The sequence below is a fragment of the Hymenobacter plasmatis genome (genome assembly GCF_020711255.1).
GTDB lineage: Bacteria > Bacteroidota > Bacteroidia > Cytophagales > Hymenobacteraceae > Hymenobacter.
Genome location: NZ_JAJFAW010000005.1, coordinates 171,787 through 192,192 on the forward strand (window position 1 = coordinate 171,787; position 20,406 = coordinate 192,192).

Below are 20,406 nucleotides of genomic sequence, written 5' to 3' on the forward strand. Positions count from 1 at the left end.
CCCCATTTTGCCCCTTTCACCACCTAACCCACCTGCTAACATGGCCGATTCTTCCTCATCTAATTGGGCCGACATGGCCGCCTCCCTGCTCGGCAAGCTTTCGGGCGGCGTGGAGCTCAGCTGCGCGTTCGACCAAATGGAGCTGCAAGTGCCAAACCCCCAAAACCCCAACGCCCCGGCCGCCACCTGGAAGCTCAACGGCTCGCTCCGCATCCGCACCCGCGGCGACCAGCCGGCCGGCACCACGGCTGCCCCCCAGCTGCCATCCAGTCCCGCCGAAGCCGGTGCCTAGTACCCTCGAAATTGAGGCCCAGCTCGTCATCAACTGGAATGGCCACGCCCTGCAGCTCGCCGCTGCCGGCACCTACCTCATCCTCAATATTCCCAGCCAGCAGGTGCTCGACCTGCTTACGGCGGCCCCGCCAACGCCCCCCGGCGTGCCCAAGCCGCCCAAGCCCCCCGGCCCCGACCCCATGCAGCAAATCAATGACTTAGCCCGTCAATTGGGCTGGGTCTTGGATTTGCGGGTGGGCGGCAAAACCTACGTCACCTTCGGCGTGCAGCGCACCCCCAAAATCACGCTCAACGCCGTATTGGGCAAAATCGGCTCGTTCTTTCGGTAGCACCGTCCCGGCGCAAATCGTGGTGGTTTTGCAACTAATTCCAGTTCGATTAGTTTGGAAAGGAACACCCCTTTCCCACCCCGATGAACTCCGAACACGAACACGAAAACCAGGTAGGGGCCCGTCGGCGTTCGTCGCCGTTTGGCCGCATCGAGCGCATGCCGCCGCTGCTGGTGGTGCTCTACCTGGTGATTCTGGCCATCACCATCATGTTTGTGATGCTGGTGACGGCGTATGTTACCACGCGGCTGCGGAGCGGGGTGCCCACGGGCTTGCACGCCTTGCCGCGGTATTTCTCGCTGAGCACCATCGTGCTGCTGCTCAGTAGCTACACCATGGCGCAGGCCCCGCGGCTGTACGCCGACGACGACCTGAGCAGCCTGGCCCGCTGCCTGGGCGCTACGCTGCTGCTGGGCTGCGTGTTTGCCGGGCTGCAGGTGCTGGGCTGGCGCGAGCTGATGACTACCGGCGTGCCCTTCCAAGGCGATGCCAGCAGTAGCAGCGGCCAGTTCATTTATCTGATATCGGCCCTGCACGTGGCCCACTTGCTGGGCGGCATGCTGTTTTTGCTGGCCCTGCTGCTGCGTGTGGTGCACGCCGACCGCGACGCGGTGCGGACGCTGGTCTTCATTCGCAACCCCTACCACCGCCGCCAGTTGGGCATGCTGGGCACCTACTGGCATTTCATCGATGTGCTGTGGGTTGCGTTGTTTGCCGTGTTTCTATTTCTCTTTTGAGTGGATAAACTATTCAAATTGAGCTAAATAACGAGAGCCGCTAAAGTGATTTAGCGGCTCTTTTTGTGGCAGCTGTGGAGTGCCGAATGGCAAGTTGGCTACCGAATTACCTCAAGCCAACCCCGGTATTTGCGGCCGTCGGTGTAGGACACGAAGTAGTAATACAGCCCCCCGTTGCCCTGGCCCGGCCAGCGAAACTCCCGGTCCTGCGATTCAAAAACCTGCTGGCCCCACCGGCTGAAAATCTTGATGTTGGCAAACTGCGCGTCGCAAAAGTTCGGCGGCAGGTCGGGCAGCCGGAACTCATCGTTTTGCCCGTCGCGGTTGGGGGTGATGACGTTGTAGAGCTTCACGGCCAGCGAGTCGGGGCTTTTTACCTGAAGGCGGACGCGTTGCACCTGGGGCAGGGGCTTGCAGGTGGCATCCACGAGCTGAAACGTGACGGTGAGCTCACGGTGCAGGTTGGCGGCGGCGCAGCTCACGTCCCAGCTAAAGGTGCCATTGGCCACGCCCGTACCGTTGAAGGCCTGGAACCGCATGCCCGCGGCAGCCAGGTCGAAGCCTTCTTTGCCATCGTTGGAGGTGCCGCTGGCTGTCAGCGTCAGGCCGTCGCGGTCTACATCGGTGCCCATGAAAGTGGCAGTATATAAGTGGCCGAGGGGCAGCACCAGCAGCGGGATTTCCGACCCCTTGGGCACCGGAAGGCTCGAAGCCAACACGGGCGCGTGGTTGGCATAGCTCACCACCACTGGCACCGAGATGGTGGCGATGTCGCGCGTGCTGCACGGCGACGTAGCGGCCGCAAACTGGAAGGTGAAGATGGAATCGGGCCCCACAGCCCGGCAATCGACGCGCCAGTTGAAGCGGCCGCGCTGCTGGTTGCCGGTGGTGCCCTGCGAGAGCGTGGCCCCCAGCGCACCGGGGCTGAAGCCTTGACCGGTCATTTCCAGCAGCACGGGGTCATTGTCGAGGTCGGTGCCGGTCACGTCGAAGGCTACCAGGTCGCCCACGCGCACACGCAGGGGCAGGGCGGGGCCCGCAGTGGCAGCGATGGTGGGTGGGGCATTGCCCGGCGGAACGGCGGTGAAAGCCACGCGCACTGTATCGCGCTTGGGCAGGCTGCAGCCATCATCGCCCACTACCACGTCCAGCAAAAAGACCCCGCCGCGGGTGTTCATGCATTCGGGAAAGCAGAGCGTGGCCGTGAGCGTATCCGGCGCGCCCGCGGTGCGAACAGCGCCGCTGCTGGCCGACGTAAAAGTGGGTAGCAGCCCCGAGAAATTAACCGGGCTCAATGATAAGGTCAGCCGTGAATTGGGGTCGGGGTCGGTGAAGCGCACCCGAACGCAGCGGTTGCCACTTGGCACAAAATGGAGGGTGTCGCGGCCGGGCCGGTAGGTGGCGGAACTGGTGGGAGCGGGCAGTAGCCGAAGGCTGGGCTTGATGTTCACGGCGCAGTTCAGCACCATGAGCTGGAAGTCGCGGCGCGATTCCCCGATTTTCTCGCCCCGCCGGTATTCGGCACAGCGCACCCCAAACACGAAGAGGCCCAACGACGTGGGCCGCACGGTGAGCCGTCCCGAGTTCCGGCCGATTTCGAGGGTGGGAGCGCCCGGTATCTGGTTGAGGGTGCTCAGGCCCGGGTTCCACTTGATGAGGGCATACGGGGCCGCTTCGGCTGCGGCGGGCTTGGGCACGGTGGCGTTGGCGTGGCCGTTGAGCGGCGTTACCAGGTCGTACACCAGGGAGTCGCCGTCGGCGTCCTGGCCGCCGAAGTCGTAGTAGAACAGTTCGTTGCGGCAAGCGTAGTCGGCCAGTGCTGGAAAGATGCGCGGCGTCGAGTCGTAGAAGGCTTTGCCGCCCCGCACCACGGCCGGAAACTCCAGGTAGAAGGTTTGGGCGGCGTTGTTGGGCGCCACAATGTTGCTGATGGAGTAGTTGCGGCAGCAGCGCTCCACGGCTACATAGTACCCTTGCGGACTGTTGTAAGTATCGGCCGCGAGCGTGATAAGCTTGCTGTAAACCAGCTTGCGGGTGCTGAGCGTGGGCTGGGCACACGCCGGATTGGTGTAGTTGACGAAGGTGTTGCTGCTGAGCGGCAGCACCACGTTGGTCATGCGGTTGTTGGTGCTTTTCTCAAAAATGCTGGCCGTCAGGTCGGCATCCAGCACGCTCACGTTGCCATTCACGGCATCGAAGTACAGGTTGAGCAGCAGCGTGTAGGAGTCGCCTGTGTTGTGCACCAGCTCCATTTCACCGCCCACAATGTGCGTGGCCCTTGCCGTCTCGCCAAATCCCAGCCAACTGCACCAAAACAGCAGGCAGGCAGCCCACGCCGGACCGGGCAAAGGAAGGCGAAAGGGCATTAGTTTGAGAAATAAGCGTACTAAATCCGGATTGAGCCGAAATATACGGCCGCATAAGTCAACTTCTGGCCGGGGCACCGCGTTTCGCAGGCATAGCGAATTTACCCGTCCGTAAGCTGGTTTTAGGGGTGTGCTGCCATACCTTAGGTGCCCGAAAGATGGTGGCTCTACCAGCCGGTATGGCACTATTTTCTTCCTTCTGCTATCCTATGCGCCCACTTGTTTACACCTTCTTACTGAGCAGCTTACTTTCTGCGCCCCTGGGGCTGCGTGCCCAGCAGCTGGCACCCGGCGCCACTGTTCGCAGCTTCAGCCTGAGCCCGGAAGAACTAGACGGCGGCCGGCTCTGCGCCGCGGGCCACGTGCAGGCAGCCTTGCGTAGCGCGACCACCTCGGTGCCGCACCGCCGCAAAATGGACCGGTACGACGTGAAGTACTATAAGCTGGACCTGGCCATGGAAAACAACTCGCTGAACGTGGCCGGCTCGGTGTGGATGCGCTTTCGGGTGGGGAGCCAAGCCCTCGATTCGCTGGCGTTTGAGCTGTACCAGGCCCCGGCGGGCTCGCCAGCCGGCACGGCCACGCTGCTCATCGACTCGGTGGTGGTGAACGGCCGGCGCTCTGCCGGCATCCGCCGGGCTGGGCCCGATGCCACCGCCGGCCTGGCCCAACCCGTGGCCGCTAACACCCTGGCTGATGCCCGCATCTACTACCACGGCACGGCGCCGAGCGGCAATTCGGCGGCCATCGGCAACGGCCTTAGCAACCGCAACTCGGTGCATATGGACACCTACAACGGCGCCCCGACCTTCGCCTATGACGTTACCTGGTCCTTGTCTGAGCCTTATTCGGCGCACGAGTGGTTTCCGTGCAAGCAGGTGCTCACCGACAAGGCCGACTCTTCCGACGTGTGGGTGACCACTACCCAGCCCAACAAGGTGGGCTCCAACGGCGTGCTGGTGCGCACCGTGCCGCTGCCGGGCAACAAGGTGCGCTACGAGTGGAAGTCCCGGCATCCCATCGATTATTACCTGATTTCGGTGTCGGTGGCGCCGTATCTGGAGTATGTGAACTACGCCAATCCCGCCGGTGGACCCCGCATTCCCATCGTCAACTATGTCTACAACCAGGCCTACCTCGATTACTGGAAGAGCCGGATAGACCTGACGCCGGGCTTTATCGAAAACTACTCGGCCCTGGTGGGGCTATACCCGTTTGCCGACGAAAAATACGGGCACACTACGGCCCCGATATACGGCGGCATGGAGCACCAAACCATGACCACCCAAGATGGCTTTTCGTTTACGCTCACCGCGCATGAGCTGTTCCATCAGTGGTTTGGCGACAACGTGACCTGCGCCAGCTGGGAAGATATCTGGCTCAACGAAGGCTTTGCTTCTTACGGGGAGTACCTCTCGCTGCAAGCCTTCAGTACCCCCGCCAGTGCCCGCGCCTGGATGGACAACACCCACCAGACCGCGCAATTAAGCGTCGGCAGCGTTTATGTAGATGATACCACCAATGTGAACCGCATCTTTAATGGCGGCCTGACCTACAAAAAAGGCGCCGCCGTGATTCACATGCTGCGCTATTTGCTGAACGACGACACCAAGTTTTTCCGGGCCTTGCGCACCTACCAGACCCAGTTTCGTGGCTCCACGGCTCGCACCGCCGATTTGCAGCGCATTTTTGAGGGCGAGGCCGGCCGGCCGCTTGGGTATTTCTTTCAACAGTGGTTCCGTGGCCGTGGCGTTCCTCTCTTCAACGGCAAGTGGAACCAGAGCGGCAGCAGCTTCGTGCTCCGCGTGAATGAAGCGGCCACCGATGCCGCATTCACGCCTTTTTTTGATACCGATGTGGATTACCGCCTCACCTTCGCCGACGGCTCCACCCAAACCGTGCGCCTGCACCAAGGCCAGGCCACCGAAACCTTCTATTTCTCCGTGAACGGCCCCGTGGTCAGTGTGGCCATCGACCCCGACCAGTGGATTTTAAATGCAGCATCCAGCGCCCCCGTTCGCGACAATACCCTGCCGGCCAGCCAGCCCGCTGCCGGTGTGGCTCCCCTTAGCCTTTACCCCAATCCCTGCCGTGACCAGCTGCAATTGGACGCGCTGCCCGCCGCCCGCGTCACGGCCGAAGCTCTGGACGCCACAGGCCGCGTGGTGCTGCGGCAAGTGGTAGTGGCGCAGCAGCCCACGCTCTACACGGACGCGCTGGCCTCGGGCTTGTACCACCTGCGCCTGCTCGGTGCCCAGGGAGAGCTGCTGGGCCAGGGCCGGTTTGTACGGGAGTAATTCAGCTCAACCCGTTAATTAAAAAAGCCGCTCCTTTTCAGGAGCGGCTTTTTTAGCTCAATTGCTAGAACGTGTCGTGGTACTTCGCAATAAGTGCCTCGGTGGCGGCATCGGCCGGTGGCGCGTCGAGCAGGGCCTTGAGCAGTTCATCAAACGAGCGCGCGGGCGTGAAGCCCGGCTCGAGCACAGCGTTGCTCGTGAGGCGAATAAACATGGGCTGACCGTTCACGGCCACCAAATCGATGGTGATAAGGCCGAAGCGCTGGTTGCAATCGCCGGTTTTGGGGCAGTCGGTGGGGTTGGGCTTGTAGAACTGCTTGAGCGTGGTTTCGGTGTGGTGTTCGTGCTGCTTGGTGCATTTATCTGCACAGGCGCGGTGGTAGCCCAGCGCCAGCACTCGTTCGCCGAGGTGCTCGTAGAAATGCCGGAAGTTGCCAGGCCCAATCGAAGGGTCAAAGAAAAACAGCGCGCCCTGGCGGCCGTGCTCCTGCAGCAGCTGCACCTGGAAACCGCGGGTGCCCGCCGCGCCGCCCTTGCGCAGGTGGTAGGCCTTGAAGTAGGGCCCCAGCCAGTTTAGGTACACGCGCTGCTCGACCCATTGGGCATGCCGCCGGGCCTGGGCCGGCGACAGCGCCACCGCGTGCCAGGAGGCGGGGGATTTCGCTTTGGAGCGAAACAGGTTGTGGATAAAATCGAGCAAAACGTGGAAAGTTAGTGGAGTCAGAACACCCACTTTGGTAAATAGTTTGTGAGCCGGCGCGGGGTAGGCCGCCGGTTTGGGCCCGGTGTGGGGCGCGCATCCAAGGGGCGTGCCATAAACAAAGGCCGGCTTCCGTGCGGAAACCGGCCTTATTACCGTTTATCAGGCAACTATGCGGGCGGTTATTTTACCCGCGTCCAGGTCTGGGATTTGCCTATGAGCGAAAAGCCGATGTAGCCTTTCACTTCCATGGTGTTGGCGCCTTCCATTTTCATGTAGCAGGAGTAGGTCTTGCCGCTTTCGGGGTCGTAGATTTTGCCATCGTCCCACTTGTTGTCGTCGTCGTACTTGAAGCCTTGCATAAACACCAGGCCCAGGCGGGGGCGGTTGCGCAGCTTCGGGTCGGGGTTTTGGCTATCGGTTTTGGGCTTGCCGGTGGCCGGGTCGTTGGGCACGGTCAGGCTCACAATTTTGCCGCACAGCTTGTCGCCGCACTTGTATATTTCAAACGTGGCCTTCTTCTCCGAGTTCGTCCATACCCCGAGCGGGGTCATGGTTTGGGCGGAAGCCATTCGGGCAACGCCCAACACGAGGGCAATGAGTAAAAGCAGTGTTTTTTTCATTTCTGAAGAGAAGAGGAGTGGGTTTGATGGGAAAAGGTAATTGAAAATATCCGGAGGGCCCGCCGGGGGTATTGAATAGCACCTAGGCAAGTTTACGGCCAAGTTATGAGCTTTTGCTAAGCAGACGAGATTTTTGCTACTTAAGACAAAAAAAATATAGCTGTAAATCAGGGCTCAAGCTACTGTTGAGCGGGTTTAGCCCAATAATTGGGTCGGTAATTTTGAACCTTAGTTTCCGCTATTAACTTTACCGTCCAGTAGTGAGTGCTACGGCCTCATTCAAGCAGCCCTAAGGTGCTGGGCCGCGCGAATGAGTGTTATGTCGAACGTAAAGAAAGGAGGTACAAAATGTCTAGTAGTCCCAAACAAATCCTGCCAAGCCTGTCGAATGTCGTACGCTTCACCGCAGTACGCGCCTAACAACAGCTTCGTGGGGTAGCTCCTAAGGCTGCCCACATTCGGCCAGGTCTTACTCTTGAAAGTGACGCCGGAACTGTACCCCAGTTTCGCCGCTTGGTAAGATTTGAAGGATTAGATGCCCGGTTCGCCCAGTCGCCCTTAAGTGGGACGGCAGAGGCGAACCGGGCATCGCTTTTTTTAGCCCAATTAGAAAGCCTTAAGATTTCAGGACTTAATGGGTCGTCCGCTTTTTGGCAGTGGTGCGGGCGGTTTTCTTAACCGGCGCTTTCTTGACCGGTGCTTTGTGCCGGATGGTGGGCGCTGCCTTCTTTTTGGCCACCGTGCTTTTGCTCGTGGCTGCTTTCTTGGCCACTGTGCGGGTGCTCTTCCGGGCTACTGGCGCCGCTTTTTTCAGGGCCGGCAGCACTTTGGGCGGGGCCGATACGGGTGCGGCTAGTGGCTCAACTTCTGCCGGGCGGGCGGGCAGCGCTGCTACCGGGGCTGCTGTACGAGCCAGTAGAGCTGCCTTGGGCGGGGTGGTGGCAGCCAGAGCGCCGGGCCCCAGCACGCGGCGCACCTGCATAAAGCGGCGCTCGTAGTCGGTGCCTTCTACCTGGCTCACTTTCACGCCAGACTCGCGCCGGGCGGAGGAAGCGTGCACGAATCGCAGCGGCACCTCGCCCCGCTTGGAGATGACGATGCCGGCGTGGCCGGGCGTGGTGCTGGTAGTAGCCGTGCCCGTAAACACCACTATGTCGCCGGGTTGGGCTTCGGCGCGCGCTACGGGGCGGCCCACATCAATGAGCAGGGCCGTGGAGTGCGGCACGTTGATGTTGAAATGGGCGAAGGTGAACATGATAAAGCCCGAACAGTCGAAGCCCGTGAGGGGCGAGGTACCGGCAAATACATAGGGCGTGCCCTGATGCGACAACCCGAAGGCCACAATGCTATCGGCGCGGGCCGCCAGGCCCGTGGCCGGCGCTTCGCGCAGGGCGGCGAAGGAAGTGGAAACAGGCTGTGCGGGCAGGTCGTCAGACTTTGTAGTGGTCCAGGTTACGCGCTTGGGGGCCGCGGCCCGGCGGTTCAGCCGGGGCAGAACTATGGCCATTGCGGCCAATAATCCTATAAAAACCAGCCAGACGTAACGCATAATCGAACGGAGTGCAAAGTGGGTGCCGAAAGTAAGCGCCACAGTAGCCCCTAACGCAAGGGCTGTTCGCTAGGTTGGAGGCAGCCCTGAGGGCTTACTTTGTGCCAAAGGTCCAACTTATAACATTGCTAATGCTCAGAAATTCAAAAACACGCCTTAGTCATACCGCGCTTGCTCTGCTGCTGGCCGGCGGGCTGGCGGTGCAGGCGCGCCCGGCGGCCGTGGTGCCCACGCTGCGCTACACACTGGCCATGCCCGCGCCCCAAACCCACTACTTTGAAGTTAAAATGGAGCTGGGCGGCTTCCCGGCCGACTACACCGACGTGAAAATGCCGGTGTGGGCTCCGGGCTCCTACCTGGTGCGCGAATACTCCAAGAACGTAGAAGGCTTCCAGGCCCGCACGGCAGCGGGCCAGCCGTTGGCCGTCGAGAAAATCAACAAAAACACCTGGCGGGTGCGCCACGCCAAGCAGGCCAATTTCCAGGTGAGCTACCGCGTCTACGCCTTTGAGCTGACCGTGCGCACTTCGTTTATCGACGCCGACCACGGCTACCTCAACGGCACGAGCGTGTTCATGTACCCCGCCGATAACAAGATGCTGGGCAGTACGGTGGTGGTGCAGCCAGCCGCGGGCTGGGCCCAGGTGAGCACGGCGCTGCGCCCAGGCACGGGCAAGTTCACCTACAAAGCCGCCAGCTACGACGAGCTGGCCGATTCGCCGATGGAAATCGGCAACCAGAAAGTGCTGGAGTTCACCGCCAATGGCACGCCGCATCAAGTGGCCATGTTCGGCACGTACAATGCCGACGACGCCAAGCTGACGGCCGATATGAAGAAGGTGTGCGAAGAAGCGCAGCGCGTGGTGGGCCAGAATCCGCTCGACCACTACCTGTTCATCGTGCACAACCTGGAGCGGGGCGGCGGGGGCCTCGAGCACCTGTACTCCACCACCCTGGAAGTGGGCCGTGGCACCTACGGCACCGAGGCCGGCTACAAGTCGTTTCTGGGCCTGGCAGCCCACGAATACTTCCACCTCTGGAACGTGAAGCGCATTCGCCCGGTGGCCCTGGGGCCGTTCGACTACGACAAGGAGAATTACACCCACATGCTGTGGGTGAGCGAAGGAATTACGACTTATTACTCGAAGCTCATCAACCTGCGCGTGGGCAATACTGCGCGTGAAGACTTTCTCAACGGGCTGGCCAACGACATCACCTCAGTGGAGAACACGCCCGGCAACCGCGTGCAGTCGGCCGCCGAATCCAGCTTTGATGCCTGGATTAAATCGTACCGGCAGAATGAGAACTCCCGAAACAGCGAAATCAACTACTACGCCAAGGGCGACCTCATCGGTACCATTCTCGACCTGAACATTGCGGAGGCCACTAAGGGCGAGAAACACCTCGACGACGTTTTCCGCCTGCTTTACGACACCTATTATAAGAAGGCCAGCCGTGGCTTCACCGACATGGAATTCCAGGATGCCGTGGCCAAGGTAGCCGGCCGCCGCTACGACGACCTCTTCCAGAACAGCGTGTACGGCACCAAGCAGCTGCCCTATGCCACGGCCCTGGGCTACGCCGGCCTGACCCTGACCACTACGCCCCTGAGCACCGACGGAACTTTGGGCGCCACCTTTTCCAATAAAACCGGCAAGCTGCTCGTGACTGGTGTGGTGCGCGACCGTTCCGCCTGGAACACCGGCCTGAGTGTAAACGACGAGGTGCTGCTGATAAACGGCGCCGCCCCCAGCGAGGAAACCGTGAAATCGCTGATGAGCGGCCCAGTGGGCTCAGAAGTGAAGCTACAGGTGCGCCGCGATGGCCTCAACCGCGACATCACCCTAAAGATGATGTCCAACCCGGACCTGAAGTATCAGATTCAGCCCATGGCCAACCCAACCGCTGCCCAGCAGCGCGTGCTGGCTAAGTGGCTGGGTGCAACGAAATAGGTTTTCGGCATAAACAAAAAAGCCCCGTGCTACCAGCACGGGGCTTTTTTGTTGATTCCACCATTACGTCTGTCATGCAGAGCGCAGCGAAGCATCTTATCAGGCCAGAACTAATCGTTGAAGCGTGAGAAGATGCTTCGCTGCGCTCTGCATGACAGACGATTGGGATGTCTGAATGAGGGCGATTACCAGCTTACCGAATGCGTTTCAGGGCTACTTCGCGCACCGGGGCAATAACCAGTGGCACCTTCTCCACTTTTACCGACGAGGTATCCAGGCCAAAATACTGGTCTTCCGAAGCAATGAACTGGCGGATGTAGAAGTAGGCCTGCATAACGAGCTTTTCCCGGGTGGGGAAGTCGTTTTCAATGCTCAAGAACTTCTCCAGTACCACAAACCGGAAGTCGCCGGTAACGTGCTGCTTATTCAGCGACTCGTAGCGCGAGGTAATGTCCACTTCCTTGTTGCGCACCAGGTCTTCAATCACTTTGCGGAAGTACAGGTTGATGCGCTGCTGCACCCGGAAGCCCAGCCGGAAGTTGATGCGGAACACGTCGTCGGGCGCTACTTCGGTCACTTTATACTCCATGGTATAAGGCTCATCGGTGGTGTCGACGTGGATAAACCAGTAGATATCCGCGCGCTTGGGCCGCTTCTGGAAGATGGAGTAAATGATTTTCTGCTCAATTTCGGAGCTGCGCTCGGCCGACGTCAGGAACACCAGGTGGGTGGAATACTTGGGGATGGATTCGTCGTCGCTGAGCTGCTTGAGGGCATCAACGTACGGCTCCAGGCGCACAAATTCCGTGAGCCGGCGCTTGATGTAAAACGCCTTCAGCCACACGTACATCACGCCCATTAGCGCGCCGCCAATGGCCAGCGACACCCAGCCGCCGTGCGGAAACTTGCGCATGTTGGCAATCAGGAAAGCTCCTTCGATGATGCCGTAAAGCGACGCAAACCCAATGACCAGCGGCATGGCCACTTTCTTGGAGCGCAGCCACACCGTGAGCAAAATCGTGGTCATGAGCATGGTGAGCGTGATGGCCAGGCCATAGGCCGCTTCCATGTTGGTCGATTCCCGGAAAAACAGCACCACTCCAATGCAGCCCAACAGCAGGAGCCGGTTCATGCTCGGCACGAAGAGCTGGCCTTTCACATCGGTGGGGTAGTTGAGCCGCACCTTGGGCCACATGTTGAGCCGAATGGCTTCGGCCACCAGCGTAAACGAACCCGTGATAAGCGCCTGCGAGGCGATGATGGCGGCAATGGTGGCAATGCTGATGCCGATGAGCAGAAACCACTGCGGCATCAGGGCAAAGAAGGGGTTTTTGCCGCCCAGCATCTGGCCTTCATGCTCCAGCAGCCACGCGCCCTGGCCGAGGTAGTTCAGCACGAGGGCGCTTTTTACAAAGGTCCAGCTGATGCGGATGTTGCCCTTGCCGCAGTGGCCCAGGTCCGAATACAAGGCCTCGGCCCCAGTGGTGCACAAAAACACTGAGCCCAGCAGCCAGAAGCCGCCTGGGTACCGCACCAGCAAATCATAGGCGTAGTAGGGGTTAAAGGCTTTTAGAATGATGGGGTTCTCAAAAATCCAGATGCCACCGAGCACGCCCAGCATGGTAAACCACAGCAGCATAATTGGGCCGAATGCCTTGCCTACTATTTGAGTGCCAAAGCTTTGAAGTAAAAACAAGCCCGCAATAATGCCAATCACGATGTACACCACCACATCCTGCGTGAGGCTGGGGTACACGGCTTTCAGGCCTTCGATAGCCGACGATACCGAAATGGGCGGCGTAATCACGCCATCGGCCAGCAGGGCCGCCCCACCAATGATTGCCACCGCCGACAGCCACGCACCCCGGCGGCGCACCAGGGCATAGAGCGAGAAAATGCCACCTTCGCCGTTGTTATCGGCGTTGAGGGTGAGCAGCACATACTTGACGGTGGTTTGCAGCGTCAGGGTCCATATCACGCACGAAATGCCACCCAATACCAAGTGGGCATCTATCATGTCGGGGACCGTGCCGCTCTTTAGAATGGACGACATTACGTAGAGCGGCGAGGTGCCAATGTCACCGTAAATAATGCCTAAGGCAATAAGTAGTCCTGCACCCGATATAGCGGTATGCGAATGTTTAGAGTCCATGAAGGGGATAAAAAACGATAATCAGCCGTTGGAGAAGCGCAATTGATTTACGGGGCGCGAAGGTAGCTGTCAGGCCGCCGAACAGCATACGGCAACGGTACAGTTAAGTAGCGCTATGTGACAATCAAGCCATTATCATTTGGCGGGTCGTGCCCGCCGGCCTCGGCAGCGGCTTGGGCATCTAGCGCAGCCTGGCGCATGGCCTCGTCGGCCGCGGCCAGCACGGCGGCCGCTTCGCGGGCCGCCTGGTCGTGCACCCGGAAAATGCGGCGGTTCACCTCCGCGATGACGCGCTGCCAGGGCGGTGTTTCGCCTGGCAGGGCGAAGTTGACCAGCTCGCGGCCCAGCCGGTGCAGGCGCAGGCGATTGGTACCGCGGTGGCCGTAGGCCAGCAGCAGCGCCGTGAGCGCCATGCCTATCATGGCCGGGCCGGTGCGCAGCCAGTTCTGCAGGAAGGCAATCATCACGGCGGCCAGGCCCAGGCCGCCGAGCAGGTACCACAGTATCCAGCGCACCGGCGTGATTTCGGCGCGTTCCAGCTCCAGCAGTAGGAAGGTTTGGCCCCGCACGGTAAGGGTCGTGTCGGTGAGGGTCAGCCGGCCGTCGTCGCTGCGCAGGGGCGGGGCGGGCGGCAGCTCGGGTGTGGGTGCTGGCGCTGCGGCGGAGGCAGTAGTCAGCAAAGCGGCCCCGGAAGGTTGTTCCGGGGCCACGGGCAATATTGAGTCAGCGGGTGGCTGGGCTTCGAGGTCTTTCATGTGCTCAGAAACAGCCAAGGTACTAGTGGTGCGGGCCCAGCGGGGCGCCGCGGTGCGCGTGGTAGTGGAGGCTGCCGGAGCAGCCCCCGCCACCACGGCCCCTCAGTTATTTACTTTAATCAGCTCCACGTCGAAGATGAGTGCGGTGTCGCCGGGAATGTCGCGGCCCGCGCCACGCTTGCCATAGGCCAGGTCCGAGGGGATGTAGAGGCGGTACTTCGAGCCTTCGGGCATGAGCTGCAGGGCTTCTGTCCAGCCGGCAATCACGCCGTTGACGGGGAAGGTGGCGGGCTGGCCCCGCTGGTAGCTGCTGTCGAACACGGTGCCGTTAATCAGGGTGCCGTGGTAATGGGTCGTCACCGACGATTTCAGCGTGGGCTTGGGGCCGGTGCCCTGGGTCAGCACTTCGTACTGCAGGCCGCTGGGCAGGGTGGTGATGCCCGGCTTCTTGGCGTTTTCGGCGAGGAAGGCTTCGCCTTCGGCTTTGTTGTTGTTCACGGCGTTGGGGTTTTGGTTGTCGTCTTGGTCATCGGTACCGCCCATTTGCTCTTGCAATTGCTGCATGGCGGCCTGCATTTGTTCCTGGGTAAGGCGGCTGGGGAGGCCCTGCAGGCCTTCCTTGAGGGCGCCGGCCAGGGTGTCTACGTCCAGCTCCAGGCCTTGCTGGGCAAAGTTGCGGGCCAGGTCGCGGCCAATGATGTAGCTCACCTGAGCTTGGTGGGAATCTAGGTTCATGAGCAGGGTAGGAGTAAGTTGAGCTGGGCAGGAAGTTGGGCTGGTTGCCGTGGTGCCACCGCCAGCCGGTGAAAAAATAGGTGAACGGGTTACGCCGTTGCGGGGGCAAAGTTCCAAAAGCCGCGCCGAACCGCCGCGCCCGGCCGTAATGGCCGAGTTTAGAACAAAAAAGCCCAGCCTATGGGCCGGGCTTTTCGCTTATTTAATTGCAGAGAACGGTGGGTACCGATAAAATAACGCTTAGCAATAAGAATGGTGGTCGTCGTCGCCGGAGAAGTCAAACGTCAGGTCGAGGTCGGCCAGTTTGGCAGCCAGGTAGCTCACGCCGCCCAGCAATAGCAGCGACGAAAAGGATAAGGCAGTGTTCTTTTTCATAATCATACGGCAAATAGCCTAGTGGTAATTCCGGTGCAAAGATACGAGAGTTGAGCTAAATATGTTATGCATGCAGCATAATTAACCTTGGCTTAACCTTCGAACCCCGGCACTTCCACCACCTCGCCCGGCTGCATGGAGCCCAGGTGCAAGCTGCCCACCCGCACCCGCACCAGCCGCAGCGTAGGGAAGCCCACGGCCGCTGTCATCTTGCGCACTTGCCGGAATTTGCCTTCCGTGAGCGTAATGGAAACCCAACTGGTGGGCCCATGCCGGTCGTCGCGGATTTTCTTGGAGCGGGGCGCAAAGTCCGGCGCTGGGTCAAGCCGAAAGGCCGTGCAGGGGCTGGTCTGGTACTTCTCGTTATGAATCCCAATTTCGACGCCGGCCTGCATGCGGGCGATGGCCTCCTCATCAATCAGCCCATCTACCTGGGCGTAGTATTCCTTCTCGATTTTCTTGCTGCGGATGTGCTGGCTCACCTTGCCATCGGTGGTGAGCAGGAGCAGGCCTTCGCTGTCTTCGTCGAGCCGGCCCACGGACATGGTGCCCGCCGGGAAATCATAAAACTGGCCCAACATGGTCTTTTTGGCTTCGCCCGAAAACTGGCTCACAAACTGGCTAAGGCAGCCATATGGTTTGTGGATGAGGAAATGGCGATGGGAAATAATTTCCTCGCTCGGTAGCATGGTCACGGTATTATAAGTTAGCTCAAGTGGCGCAAGGCAGCCGGGCTGGCTAGCGGGTGAGGCGGTAAATCATCAGCGCGGCGCGTTCCACCAGCATTGGAAACTCTTTGAGGTTGATGGTTTCGCCGGCCGCGTGGGCGCCTTTGCCCGATACGCCGAGGCCATCGAGGCAATCGACGTATTGGGCTATGTAGGAGATGTCGCCGCCCCCACGCGAGCCCGGGTCGCCCGCGGCTACCGGCCCGTAGCCCAGGTCGCGGCTGGTTTGGTCGGCCAGGGCGGCCAGCTTCTGGTTGCCGGGGGTGGGCGCCATGCCGGGCAGGCCGTCGGTGAAGGTGATTTCGGCTTTCGTGTTGGTCAGGTTCTGGGCCACAATGGTGCGCATTTTTTCGCGGGCCGCGTCTTTCTGGGCTTCGGTGAGGAAGCGCAAGTCGCCGGTGACGGATGCAGAGGGCGCGATGATGTTGGTCTTGCCCACCACTTCACCGCGCGCTTTGGCCTCGTCGTAGTTCACCTCCGAGCCGCCCACCATCAGGCCGGGGTTGAAGGTGAGGTACTGCTCCTGGCTCAGGTTTTCGCGGAATGAATTGAGGATGCGGGCGGCTTCGTAGATGGCGCCGTAGCCCACGGCCGGCTTGAAGATGCCCGAGGAGTGGGCCGCCGTGCCAAAGGTTTTGAGCTGCCAAGTGCTGGAGCCGCGCCGGGCCGTGGCCACGGTGTGCAGGTTGGTGGCGGTTTCGAAGGCAAGAGCCACGTCGGCTTGTTTGGCCCGGGCAATGAAATCGGCGCGGCTCTCGGGGCCTTTGCCGCCGCGCTCCTCGTCGCCGGTGAAATAGGCCGTGATGCTGGCGTTTTTCAGCAGGCCGTTGGCTTGCAGGGCCTGCAGTGCCGCCAGTATCACCACGTCGCCGCCTTTCATGTCGTTCACGCCCTGGCCCGTGGCGGTGGAGTCGTTGAGCCGCGTGTACTTCGTGAAGGGCATGTCCAGCTCAAACACCGTGTCGAGGTGCCCAATCAGAAACAGCTTCTTGCCTTTTTTGCCTTTGTGTTGGGCTACCAGGTGGCCGGCGCGCTGCATCGTTTCGGGCATGGCCACCCACTCGGTTTTAAAGCCCAGCGCGTCAAATTCCTTCTGGAACACGGTGCCCACTTCCCGCACGCCTTTCACGTTGAGCGTGCCGCTGTTGATGTTGACTACCTGCTCCAATAGCTTCTCCGACTGGGGCATGCCCTGGTGCACGGAGGCCACGATTTTGCGCTCAGTAGCCGTGAGCTTTTGCGCCTGAGCAGCGTAGGAACAGAGAAAAGCAGAGGCCAGAAGAAGTTTTTTCACAGAATAGAAATTGAGCTGAATCAGCTGTAAAGTTCGTGATTTAAAGGGCGCGGGAAGGCAACGCCCTATTGCTTAACAGCTGATGAGGCCTGCTGCAGCGCCTTGATTTTGGTGGCCACTTCCACCATTGGCGCCACCCAGATTTCTTTTTCGTGCGCCTTGAGGTAGCGCAGTAGCTGCCGATGAGCCTGCAGGTCTACATTGAGGCTGTGGCCGCCGCCCACGCCGTGAAACAAGAACACCAGCAACGTGTGCGACTGCTGGGCCTTTTTCACCAGATCAATAAGGTACTCGCCCGATTGGCCATTTATCATGTAGCTGTTGATGTTGTCGAGGTTGACTTGGGCTGGCGACTGCAGGCCGGCGGTGACGCCGCGGGCCGCCACGAAGTCGTTCTTCAACTGGTCGTAAAAATTGACATCGCCGATTTTCAGGTCGCCGCATGGGTAGGCGAAGGTGCGAGCAGTTTTGCCATCGATAGCATTGAGCAAGGTGTTGTTGACCCTCACCTCATTTACAGCCCGGCTCACGGTGTACTTGCTCAGGTCAGTGTCGGGCGTGACGAAGCCACGGCCCGGCCGGCTGCCATCGCAGGGGTGAAACAGGGCGTGGTTGCCCAACTCGTGCCCGCGCTTAGCCGCCTGGCGCCACTCGTTGAGCCGGCGCGCCACCACCGGCGAGGAGCCTATCAGGTAAAACGTGCCCCGCAGTTTCACGGAGTCCAGCGCCGGAAGGGCGTTGTCCAGGTCCACGTCGATGGCGTCATCGTAAGTCAGCACCACCGCACACTGCTTGTTGTTCCAGGGACTGCCAGCCTGGGCCTGGGCCGCGGTTTGTATACAGCCCAATAGGGCAAGCGCGAGCGCGAGAATTCTACCGATTTTCATGCGCTAGGGAGGAGCTGATTGTTGCTTTGGGTACTGAGACACGGGCAAGATGCAGAGACGCATACTTGCGTCTCGTCGTTGAACAATACCCTGCGGATAAATGCCAACGGCGGCGCCCACCAGACGCAAATATGCGGCTCTACACCCCAAAACGTACGAAGCTAACAGCCCCTACGCGCACTTAGCGCCTTTACTTCACTTCCTCCACCTCCACCCGGCGGTTGCGAACATTGGGCGAGGTGAAAAGCGGGCGTGTGTCGCCGTAGCCGATAGTGCTGATGCGGTCGGCCGCCACGCCGGCTTGCACCAAATAATCCTTCACCGCCGCTGCCCGTTGCTCCGAGAGCAGCTGGTTCTTTTCGTGCTCGCCTACCCGGTCGGTATGGCCCACTACGCGTATCCGCAGGGTGGGCCGGGCTTTGAGCTCGGCCGCCAGCTGGTCGAGCGCGGGCCGGCCTTCGGGCAGCAACTCGGGCGTGCCCACCTTGAATAACACCGTGGGCAAAACCACCGGCGTAGGCGTGATAATAATGGGCGCCGGGGCCGGGCGCGCCGTATCCGGGCGCAGCACTGGCGGGGGCGGCGGGGGCGCGGGCTTCGGCGTAGCCTTGGCCACTGCGCCCGTTGCCTGAATGGTGATGGGCACCACCGGGCTCTGGCTGGTAGGGTAAAACCCCTGCGTGAGGTAAAACGTGGTGGTTTTGTTGAGCCGGGTGCGGTAGGTGTTGCCGGTATTCAGCGGCTGCTTCAGCTCCGGGTCAGCGTACCACATCACGTTGCGGCCCGATACCCGAATCGTGCTTTCGGTCCCAGCTTTTACCGTGGCCGGCGATTTCAGCTTGATGCGATACATCGTGAACGTGCCCACGTCGCAGTCGCCCACCGGGCGGTAGGTGGCATGGCCGCTCAGCTTTTCGAGTTTGGCGTCATAAGTGAAGGTGATGGCGCCGTCGCACCAGTAGCTGAAGGGCGTGCGGCCGGTTTCGTTGAGCTTGCGCACGTGCCGGAGCCGAAGCCCATCGGCCGAGGGGGCACCCTCCATCTGGAACGTAACCGAGATGGCCGGCATCCCGCCAACTTCCTGGTAGAGCACACCGAACACGTCGGTGCCCTTGCCCTTTTGCAGCCGCAGCACCGCCGGCCACACGGCATCCTGCTCGCCGGTATCGGTTTCTACGCCCTGCCATACGCCCGTCAGGGACTGGGCTTGCACCGGCCCCGCCGGATACCACCCCGCCAGTAGCAGGGCGCTAAAGCCATACCAAAAGCCGCGTTTCATGGAACAAAATTAAGGCCCAACTGAAAATACTGCTATTGCCGACCTTCGTTTATTCTATGCTTGTCGAGGTTGAGCCAGCAAGTATGTCCTGCTGACGAGCGATGCATCCGGCCACGCCCAATGACCGGTTGGCCCGCCAAAGGATGCCTCCGGCGCTAACAAGACCAACGATGAAACCGCGCTAAGTAATATGGACTCTGGCGCGGCTAGCCCAGGAATGCCATGTCCTCCGCACACAGCTGGATGTGCGCCGCCTGCAGGTTTTCGCGCAAGTGCGCCAGCGACGAGGTACCCGGAATCGGCAGTATCCAGGGCGACTTGTGCAGCAGCCAGGCAATGTTAATCTGCGCTTCCGAGGCGTTGTGCTTCCGGGCAATGGCCGCCAGCTTGTCGCCGGCGTTCGGCAGGCCGTGAATTAGCGAGAAGAAGGGAATGAGCGGAATGCCGTGCTGCTCACATAGGTCCAGCACTTCTTCGCCGCCCGGGTTGGCGCCGTAGGGCAGCTGCACGGTAGTGCGCTGGGCGTAGCTGTACATGTTCTCGACGGTTGCAATGGGGCCCAGCTGCAAGCCTTCTTCCAGCTCGGCGCGGGTGGCGTTGCTCAGGCCCACGTGCAGGATTTTGCCTTCTTGCTGCATCTCAAACATGGCCCCGAGCTGCTCGGCCAGCGGCACCGCGCCGTGGCCCATCAGGCGCAGGTGCACCAGCTGAATCTGCTCTTGCCGGAGGGTGCGCAGGTTGTTGTCGATGCTGGCCCGTAGGTTTTGGGGCGTGTTGTAAGGCACCCAGCTTTTGTCGGGCCGTCGGGTGGCGCCCACCTTGGTGCAGATAACCAGGTCCTGCGGGTACGGATGCAGGGCTTCGGCAATCAGCCGGTTGGTCACGTCATCGCCGTAGTAGTCGGCGGTATCGAGGAAATTTACGCCTGAACCAACTGCCGTGCTGAGAATCTCCAGCGCCTCGGGACGGTTAGCGGGCTCGCCCCAGATTTCAGGGCCGGTGAGGCGCATAGTGCCGTAGCCCAAGCGGGACACGGTAAGGGGTTGGGCTGAATGCTGGGCGATGGTGATGGTCATGCGTGGATGCGATAAGTGAGGAAGGTTTTAATAGAAAGTGCCTAAGTAAACCAGAACGGGCCCGGATGTTTGGCAAAAATGCTAACCGAAGCGTAGCCGGCACAATGAAAACAGCTTAATTCAGTAGCAATGATTTAAACTGGAAAATTGATTTAATTTTGTTTAATGTAAAAATATTGCTAAATTATAAAAACAAAGCCTGGCCTAAGGGGCTGGCTAACTGGAAGCTGCTCGGCTAGCATGCCAGCACAACCGATGTAGCATCACTAGACGGCCAT

18 protein-coding genes are annotated in these 20,406 nt (G+C 60.4%); 5 read left to right on the top strand and 13 right to left on the bottom strand.

The window, feature by feature from the left end; translation table 11 throughout:
* Positions 1–40 precede the first annotated feature (40 nt).
* The 3 genes from LJ738_RS05405 (at position 41) to LJ738_RS05415 (ending at position 1,360) form a co-directional block, all read left to right on the top strand.
* Entirely contained in the window at positions 41–292 is a 252-nt protein-coding gene (locus tag LJ738_RS05405; RefSeq protein WP_227785288.1) for a hypothetical protein, read from the top strand.
* Positions 285–623, top strand: a complete 339-nt coding sequence (locus LJ738_RS05410) for a hypothetical protein (RefSeq protein WP_227785289.1) — start codon at positions 285–287, stop codon at positions 621–623. The genes LJ738_RS05405 and LJ738_RS05410 overlap by 8 nt, the downstream gene beginning before the upstream one ends.
* Positions 624–706: 83 nt before the next feature.
* Positions 707–1,360, top strand: a complete 654-nt coding sequence (locus LJ738_RS05415; protein WP_227785290.1) for a cytochrome c oxidase subunit 3 — start codon at positions 707–709, stop codon at positions 1,358–1,360.
* 98 nt (positions 1,361–1,458) lie between these two features.
* On the opposite strand, the gene LJ738_RS05420 is transcribed toward LJ738_RS05415, so the two are convergent.
* Positions 1,459–3,726, bottom strand: a complete 2,268-nt coding sequence (locus LJ738_RS05420) for a T9SS type B sorting domain-containing protein (protein ID WP_227785291.1) — start codon at positions 3,724–3,726, stop codon at positions 1,459–1,461.
* 209 nt (positions 3,727–3,935) lie between these two features.
* Between LJ738_RS05420 and LJ738_RS05425 the strand changes: the two genes are divergently transcribed.
* Complete coding sequence (locus tag LJ738_RS05425; protein WP_227785292.1) at positions 3,936–6,023, top strand: M1 family metallopeptidase; 2,088 nt, start codon at positions 3,936–3,938, stop codon at positions 6,021–6,023.
* 64 nt (positions 6,024–6,087) lie between these two features.
* Here LJ738_RS05425 and LJ738_RS05430 read toward each other — a convergent pair whose 3' ends face one another.
* The 3 genes from LJ738_RS05430 to LJ738_RS05440 form a co-directional block, all read right to left on the bottom strand.
* Positions 6,088–6,723 carry a hypothetical protein gene (locus LJ738_RS05430; RefSeq protein WP_227785293.1) on the bottom strand — a complete coding sequence of 212 codons (636 nt, stop codon included), beginning with the start codon at positions 6,721–6,723 and terminating at the stop codon, positions 6,088–6,090.
* 182 nt (positions 6,724–6,905) lie between these two features.
* Entirely contained in the window at positions 6,906–7,346 is a 441-nt protein-coding gene (locus tag LJ738_RS05435) for a DUF2147 domain-containing protein (protein WP_227785294.1), read from the bottom strand.
* Positions 7,347–7,977: 631 nt separating this feature from the next.
* The gene (locus tag LJ738_RS05440; RefSeq protein ID WP_227785295.1) at positions 7,978–8,853 is read right to left on the bottom strand and encodes a C40 family peptidase; all 876 of its coding nucleotides are present in this window, start codon (positions 8,851–8,853) and stop codon (positions 7,978–7,980) included.
* Between the two features lie 173 nt (positions 8,854–9,026).
* Between LJ738_RS05440 and LJ738_RS05445 the strand changes: the two genes are divergently transcribed.
* Entirely contained in the window at positions 9,027–10,847 is a 1,821-nt protein-coding gene (locus tag LJ738_RS05445; RefSeq protein WP_227785296.1) for a M61 family metallopeptidase, read from the top strand.
* 193 nt (positions 10,848–11,040) lie between these two features.
* Here LJ738_RS05445 and LJ738_RS05450 read toward each other — a convergent pair whose 3' ends face one another.
* The 9 genes from LJ738_RS05450 to LJ738_RS05485 all read right to left on the bottom strand — a co-directional run bounded on the left by LJ738_RS05450 (position 11,041) and on the right by LJ738_RS05485 (position 20,128).
* Entirely contained in the window at positions 11,041–12,999 is a 1,959-nt protein-coding gene (locus LJ738_RS05450) for a KUP/HAK/KT family potassium transporter (RefSeq protein ID WP_227785297.1), read from the bottom strand.
* A 113-nt stretch (positions 13,000–13,112) separates the two neighbouring features.
* Positions 13,113–13,754, bottom strand: coding sequence for a hypothetical protein (locus LJ738_RS05455; protein WP_227785298.1), 642 nt, complete (start codon positions 13,752–13,754; stop codon positions 13,113–13,115).
* Between the two features lie 102 nt (positions 13,755–13,856).
* Positions 13,857–14,489, bottom strand: coding sequence for a BamJ family beta-barrel-assembly machinery protein (gene bamJ, locus LJ738_RS05460; RefSeq protein ID WP_227785299.1), 633 nt, complete (start codon positions 14,487–14,489; stop codon positions 13,857–13,859).
* A 240-nt stretch (positions 14,490–14,729) separates the two neighbouring features.
* Positions 14,730–14,864, bottom strand: coding sequence for a hypothetical protein (locus LJ738_RS21250; RefSeq protein ID WP_262907579.1), 135 nt, complete (start codon positions 14,862–14,864; stop codon positions 14,730–14,732).
* A gap of 92 nt (positions 14,865–14,956) precedes the next feature.
* A complete protein-coding gene (locus tag LJ738_RS05465) occupies positions 14,957–15,553 on the bottom strand; it encodes a pseudouridine synthase (RefSeq protein WP_227785363.1) in 597 nt (198 codons plus the stop codon).
* 49 nt (positions 15,554–15,602) lie between these two features.
* Positions 15,603–16,886 (bottom strand): M20/M25/M40 family metallo-hydrolase, encoded by a 1,284-nt coding sequence (locus LJ738_RS05470; protein WP_227785300.1) that lies wholly within the window; start codon positions 16,884–16,886, stop codon positions 15,603–15,605.
* Between the two features lie 65 nt (positions 16,887–16,951).
* Positions 16,952–17,773: a polysaccharide deacetylase family protein gene (locus LJ738_RS05475; protein WP_227785301.1), complete on the bottom strand. Its 822-nt coding sequence runs from the start codon at positions 17,771–17,773 to the stop codon at positions 16,952–16,954.
* Between the two features lie 190 nt (positions 17,774–17,963).
* Positions 17,964–19,052, bottom strand: a complete 1,089-nt coding sequence (locus LJ738_RS05480; RefSeq protein ID WP_227785302.1) for an OmpA family protein — start codon at positions 19,050–19,052, stop codon at positions 17,964–17,966.
* A 206-nt stretch (positions 19,053–19,258) separates the two neighbouring features.
* Positions 19,259–20,128, bottom strand: a complete 870-nt coding sequence (locus LJ738_RS05485) for an aldo/keto reductase (protein ID WP_227785303.1) — start codon at positions 20,126–20,128, stop codon at positions 19,259–19,261.
* Positions 20,129–20,406 lie beyond the last annotated feature (278 nt).

Excerpts from the sequence above, each read along its gene's own strand:
- LJ738_RS05405 (WP_227785288.1), top strand. The coding sequence starts at position 41 with ATGGCCGATTCTTCCTCATCTAATTGGGCCGACATGGCCGCCTCCCTG.
- LJ738_RS05415 (WP_227785290.1), top strand. The coding sequence starts at position 707 with ATGAACTCCGAACACGAACACGAAAACCAGGTAGGGGCCCGTCGGCGT.
- LJ738_RS05420 (WP_227785291.1), bottom strand. The coding sequence starts at position 3,726 with ATGCCCTTTCGCCTTCCTTTGCCCGGTCCGGCGTGGGCTGCCTGCCTG.
- LJ738_RS05425 (WP_227785292.1), top strand. The coding sequence starts at position 3,936 with ATGCGCCCACTTGTTTACACCTTCTTACTGAGCAGCTTACTTTCTGCG.
- LJ738_RS05435 (WP_227785294.1), bottom strand. The coding sequence starts at position 7,346 with ATGAAAAAAACACTGCTTTTACTCATTGCCCTCGTGTTGGGCGTTGCC.
- LJ738_RS05440 (WP_227785295.1), bottom strand. The coding sequence starts at position 8,853 with ATGGCCATAGTTCTGCCCCGGCTGAACCGCCGGGCCGCGGCCCCCAAG.
- LJ738_RS05445 (WP_227785296.1), top strand. The coding sequence starts at position 9,027 with ATGCTCAGAAATTCAAAAACACGCCTTAGTCATACCGCGCTTGCTCTG.
- LJ738_RS05450 (WP_227785297.1), bottom strand. The coding sequence starts at position 12,999 with ATGGACTCTAAACATTCGCATACCGCTATATCGGGTGCAGGACTACTT.
- LJ738_RS05455 (WP_227785298.1), bottom strand. The coding sequence starts at position 13,754 with ATGAAAGACCTCGAAGCCCAGCCACCCGCTGACTCAATATTGCCCGTG.
- bamJ (WP_227785299.1), bottom strand. The coding sequence starts at position 14,489 with ATGAACCTAGATTCCCACCAAGCTCAGGTGAGCTACATCATTGGCCGC.
- LJ738_RS21250 (WP_262907579.1), bottom strand. The coding sequence starts at position 14,864 with ATGAAAAAGAACACTGCCTTATCCTTTTCGTCGCTGCTATTGCTGGGC.
- LJ738_RS05465 (WP_227785363.1), bottom strand. The coding sequence starts at position 15,553 with ATGCTACCGAGCGAGGAAATTATTTCCCATCGCCATTTCCTCATCCAC.
- LJ738_RS05475 (WP_227785301.1), bottom strand. The coding sequence starts at position 17,773 with ATGAAAATCGGTAGAATTCTCGCGCTCGCGCTTGCCCTATTGGGCTGT.
- LJ738_RS05480 (WP_227785302.1), bottom strand. The coding sequence starts at position 19,052 with ATGAAACGCGGCTTTTGGTATGGCTTTAGCGCCCTGCTACTGGCGGGG.
- LJ738_RS05485 (WP_227785303.1), bottom strand. The coding sequence starts at position 20,128 with ATGACCATCACCATCGCCCAGCATTCAGCCCAACCCCTTACCGTGTCC.